General features: G+C 46.7%; 2 protein-coding genes and 4 pseudogenes. 3 read left to right on the forward strand and 3 right to left on the reverse strand.

Annotated elements, in window-relative coordinates; translation table 11 throughout:
- Nucleotides 1-397: 397 nt before the first annotated feature.
- Together EKM88_RS13085 and EKM88_RS13090 are read right to left on the reverse strand one after the other, a co-directional pair.
- Nucleotides 398-1785 (reverse strand): annotated as a pseudogene (locus EKM88_RS13085) (MFS transporter).
- A 39-nt stretch (nucleotides 1786-1824) separates the two neighbouring features.
- The gene (locus tag EKM88_RS13090) at nucleotides 1825-3354 is read right to left on the reverse strand and encodes a multicopper oxidase family protein (protein ID WP_125706731.1); all 1530 of its coding nucleotides are present in this window, start codon (nucleotides 3352-3354) and stop codon (nucleotides 1825-1827) included.
- A gap of 126 nt (nucleotides 3355-3480) precedes the next feature.
- On the opposite strand from EKM88_RS13090, the gene EKM88_RS13095 reads away from it, so the two are divergent.
- From EKM88_RS13095 to EKM88_RS13105, 3 genes and pseudogenes are all read left to right on the forward strand, one after another.
- Nucleotides 3481-3672, forward strand: a complete 192-nt coding sequence (locus EKM88_RS13095; RefSeq protein ID WP_003576326.1) for a hypothetical protein — start codon at nucleotides 3481-3483, stop codon at nucleotides 3670-3672.
- A gap of 114 nt (nucleotides 3673-3786) precedes the next feature.
- Nucleotides 3787-4315: pseudogene (locus EKM88_RS13100) on the forward strand (IS6 family transposase).
- 154 nt (nucleotides 4316-4469) lie between these two features.
- Nucleotides 4470-4601 (forward strand): annotated as a pseudogene (locus EKM88_RS13105) (IS5/IS1182 family transposase); the annotation flags it as partial.
- A 9-nt stretch (nucleotides 4602-4610) separates the two neighbouring features.
- On the opposite strand, the pseudogene EKM88_RS13715 reads toward EKM88_RS13105, so the two are convergent.
- Nucleotides 4611-4733: pseudogene (locus tag EKM88_RS13715) on the reverse strand (UV-resistance); the annotation flags it as partial.
- Between the last annotated feature and the right edge of the window lie 67 nt (nucleotides 4734-4800).

Below are 4800 nucleotides of genomic sequence, written 5' to 3' on the forward strand. Positions count from 1 at the left end.
CGCCGAGTGGTGTCAATTTTAGCACCGAATGGGGTAAAAAAGATCGCCGAGTTGGGCAATTCGCTTCGCCGCCTTCACGGCGTTGAAGTATCCTTCAACACCAAAAATTTTAGACCCCAAAAACAAAACGACTTCCCATCACGCTATGTATGTTGAGTAGTCGTTTTGTTTTTGGTTTTCTATCTCCTGACTTAAAATGCTTATTCTTATTTGGTTTGTTAGTTTTATGATCTTTCATCATCGGTATAGGTGCGATTAAAAAAAAAGGCCACAATTATTAAGTTGTGTCACTTATCTCTATACTTTAAACTTTAGGATGTTTGACATAGAGTCCCAAAATGACCGTCTACTTTTTGGTAGGCGGTCATTTTGGTAGATGCGAAGCACGAATTTGCTACTACGCCACTTTCTTCACGAATTCTTTTGGTAACGTCAATGCCAGCAGAAAGCCAATCAGGCCCACACCAGCAAACACAGCGAAGGTAACAGCAAAACCGCCAGCATGACTTCGCAGCGTGGTTTGCATGCCATCCAACAACACTGTGGCGAACATGACACCGGCAGACCCAAATAACTGACGAGCCGTCGTTGTGACCGCAGTGCCGTCTGCCACAAGCTCATTCGGCAAGGCATTCGCGCCAGCCGTCACTGAGGGCATCATCACAAAGGCATTGCCAGCTTCAGTCGCCATCGCCAACATAATTGCCCCAATCAGCAGTAAACGATGGGCAAAGACTGCTAACAGACCAAAGCCGCCAGTAATCAACAACATGCCAATCATGGCCACGACACGCGGTCCAAAGCGATCCAGTAGGCGCCCGCTAATTGGATTCAAAATACTCAGCAACACCGCAGCTGGCACTAAGGACAAGCCAGAAATCAACGGTGACAAACCAAGTAGCGTTTGAAAGTAAAGCGGCATCAGGATAGTGGTGACAATCAAACCGACGTATGAAATTCCGGTCAGAAACACCGCTTTAGTAAACATACCAGTGGCAAAAACTCGCATTTGCAACATTGGTGGTTGGCGATTCAATTGCCGAACAACGAAAATACCAACTGCCAGAACGCCTAAAATCAACAAACCAACCACGCCAAAAGTTAAGCCTTTTTTCGACAAAGCACCCAAGGCATAAAGTAGAATTGGAAAACTTGCGGATTGCGGATAAAAGGAAGGAGACCCAGTCCAGTTGCGTCGGTTGCAATGGAATGACAGACGCAATGGTCACCGTTGAAACGGCCAGCACAAGCAGCGAAACGACCAATAAGAACAAGAATAAAGCCTGCCAAGGGAACCATGTCAGTAAAACACCGGAAATAATCGGACCGACTGCCAAGGCTGAGCCCATGACCAATCCCGCCGTGCCCATCACCCGACCACGCTCACTATGCGGCGTAATCGTCAGCAACACGGTCTGGAAACTCGGGAAAATAATCCCGACCGCAATCGCTTCAAGCAACCGGCCAATCATGAGCCATGAGCAAGGTAAAACTCGGTGCCCAGATACATAAGCCTGTCCCAATGGCAAAAATGAGTTCAATCGCCTGGAAAAGCCGTTGGAAAGGAACATTATGCAACAGCCATGGACTAACCGGAATCATCAAGGTCATCACCAACATAAAGCCGGTTGTCAGCCAAGCAACTGTATCCGCTCCTAAACCAAAAGCTTTCATAAAAGCAGGATAAGCGGTGCTTAAAGAAGACTGCGAAATTGACATCGAAAAGGTACCTGCCAGTAACGTGGCGACAAAAGCCCCGCGATGTTTGATCGTTGGAGAGTGCATATTAAAATCATCTTTTTCTATATTAGTATTGTGGGACGTTTACATTTTCATTCCCATTTTTTCATAAGACTGCATACCGCCCATCCAAATCTCAGATGGTTTGACGCCACGTTCTTTAGCCAAGGCCATCATTAACGTATCCATATCCATCAATTTATACTCTTGATTTGGCTTGGCTGGATCGAAAGTTTCAATCTGTGCCATCATGCCGCCATCTTCGTGCTCAATGATATGACAGTGATACATATAAACCCCTGGCAGATCAAAGCGAACCAGCAGCCGAACTGTTTCCCCAGGATTCACGCCAACGGTGTCTTTGAAACCATGCTCATTTGGATACGGCGCATGCCCATTCCGAGACAAGACTAAGAATTGGGTTCCATGCACATGGAATGGATGAACCATTCCAGGCGCATCATTGCTATTGGTAACATCCCAGTACTGGGCTTTGCCAATTGGCTGCGTGGCATCAATCCGCTGCATGGCGAACTTTTTACCGTCAATTGCAACACCTTCGTCCATCCCCTGCATCACAACATGGCGAACTGGCAAAGCCGTATCAACCACAGGCGCCTTCACGTCGAACAACTTATCAGGCAAAGTTGTCTGATCCGGTTTGAACGCATGAATGCGGAACTTTAGCAATGGCACATCATCCGTATATAAGGTGACCTCGTCGCCTTCATGGTATTGGCCAAAATCAACAATCACTTCGGCACGCTCAGCACAAGTCAGCATCAAATGGGTAAATTTGACCGGCTCCGGTAACAGCGAGCCATCCCCGCCAATTTGCGTAAATGGCAGGTCATCGGAAAAATGCAACCGCCATTCACGGCGATTAGCACCATCCAGAAAACGCAACCGGACCTTTTGCGTGGTGACATCAAAATAGGGATTGATTGTACCGTTAATCATTGCGGTTGGCCCAGCAACACCGTCAGGATCATAATCAGCCCGGTAGTCCCACTGGTTGTTCTCGTGAAAACGCCGGTCTTGCAAAATAACCGGAATATCGTCAACGCCATAATTCCTTGGCAATGGCAGGCTGTCTTCATGGTCGTCTTTGACAATCACCATGGCAGCCAAACCATGCCAAACCTGCTCGGCTGTGGATGGGCACGGATGCGCGTGCAGCCACAAAGTCGTCGCCGGTTGGTCCAATGTGAAGTCGATATGCTTACTTTCACCCGGATAAACCGGCGCATGGCATCCGCCATCAACATAAGGACCACTGACATTAGCCCCATGCCAATGAAAAGTGGTTAACTCAGGCAGGGTGTTTTTCAGTGTCACATGCGTATGCTGACCACGGCGATACACAATCGTCTGACCTAACAGACTGGCATTATAGCCCCACGTCTTGGTCTTCGCCCCTGGCAACAGTTGTGTTTCCCCAGCCTCTGCTGTCACCGTGTAATAAACGTCGGTCGCTGTCTCTTTATCCGGTTTCAGCAACGGCGGCACATTTAAGGGCTTCTCAGGCGCATCACTGACCTCAAGCGGCACGTACCCGCCATCGTGGAGATCAAACGCTCGCTCATCAAAGAGATAGTCCGTATAGTTTTTCATCGTGATTTCCCCCTCTGACAAGAATTTTAACACTTTTTAGGGTTGACATAAACATAATTTAGAATTAATTTAAATTAGTAGCAAAAAATGGTATAGGTCTTATCCATACACTTGAGGAGGATTTTCATGCAACAAATGTCGAAAACAATGGGCTGGCTCATGCTGGCGTTAAATGTGGTGCTGCTGATTCTAATTGGTACTATGCACAATATGGCAGCAATGTGGTTAATGGGTCTGATTATGACTTTGGACGCTGTGACCGGGTTAGTTGCCGCTTATCGGCCCCAGTCAAGTCAACAACACGCCCACCAGCACTAGTTTGTCTGGTTCTGGTGCAAACTTTCTTCTCTGACTTCACTTTAGTATATTTGGTGCAAGAAACGGGGGATTGTGCGCATGAATCACTTCAAAGGACGTCACTTTTAAAGAGACATCATCTTAGCAGTCGTTGGCTACTATTTTAGATTCAGTCTCAGCTATCTTCGAGTTGCTTCGAGATCGAGGAATCACCTTTCATCACACCACAGCGCCTTAAACTGATCATCCTAAAAGGGGGCGAATTGATGAGACTTATATTCGTGTTAATGGTCGTTGGGCCTATTTGTATCGCGCTATTGACAGTAACGGTTTAACCTTGGATTTTGAGCTGCGGAAACGCCATGATTATGTTGCCGCTTATCACTTTCTGAAGCGTCTCTTGAAGACCAACGGTCGCCCTGAACGATTAGTCACGGATCAATATCAAGCAACGATAAAAGCGGTGAAGCACCTGATAAAGCAAGACTATTTGAGCCAATCAGCACACCAGTGCTCTAAATATCGAAACAATCTGATTGAACAGGATCATCGATTCATTAAACGACATCGTGTTTGATCCGCCAGCTTTCATAGTATTAGAACCGCTAGTGCAACGCTAAGCGGTGTAGAAATTGTTCACACAATACGCAAAACAACCCGATAGGCGTTAATTCTCATCGGGTTCTCGTTCGTGGACGAATTAAAAGCATTGATAGCAGGGTAATCATCAGCCCAGTATCAATCGCTGGTTAGTTGACTATCTTTCAGATTGTTTGCACCAGAACCATTTAAAGCATGGCCACGTAACCCCACAATGTTGGGTGATTGAGCGAAGCTTTGGCTGGCTAGAAAAGTGCCGCCGCCTCTGGAAAAACTGTGAACGCAAGCTTCACACCTGCGCGATGATGGTCACTTTAGTCCTTCCTCGCTTCATGCTCAAAAGACCTTAAACAGGCTCTAAGGACAACTAACGGTACTTTTAAGAGCTCAGTCCCCTGAGCTAGGTCTTCACAACTGGCATAGAGTCTTTTGTTGTTGATTAGAAAGAACACCCCATGTGGTTCATCATCAGCCTGATTCATTCATAGGTTTGTGAAATACAACCATAGGCTCAATAGCGACACTAACTTCGCCATGCCGAATCAATAC

The sequence above is a fragment of the Lacticaseibacillus daqingensis genome, assembly GCF_003946115.1.
GTDB classification, from domain to species: domain Bacteria; phylum Bacillota; class Bacilli; order Lactobacillales; family Lactobacillaceae; genus Lacticaseibacillus; species Lacticaseibacillus daqingensis.

Bases quoted from the DNA above. Each gene is read 5' to 3' on its own strand.
- EKM88_RS13090 (WP_125706731.1), bottom strand. From the start codon at position 3,354: ATGAAAAACTATACGGACTATCTCTTTGATGAGCGAGCGTTTGATCTC.
- EKM88_RS13095 (WP_003576326.1), top strand. From the start codon at position 3,481: ATGCAACAAATGTCGAAAACAATGGGCTGGCTCATGCTGGCGTTAAAT.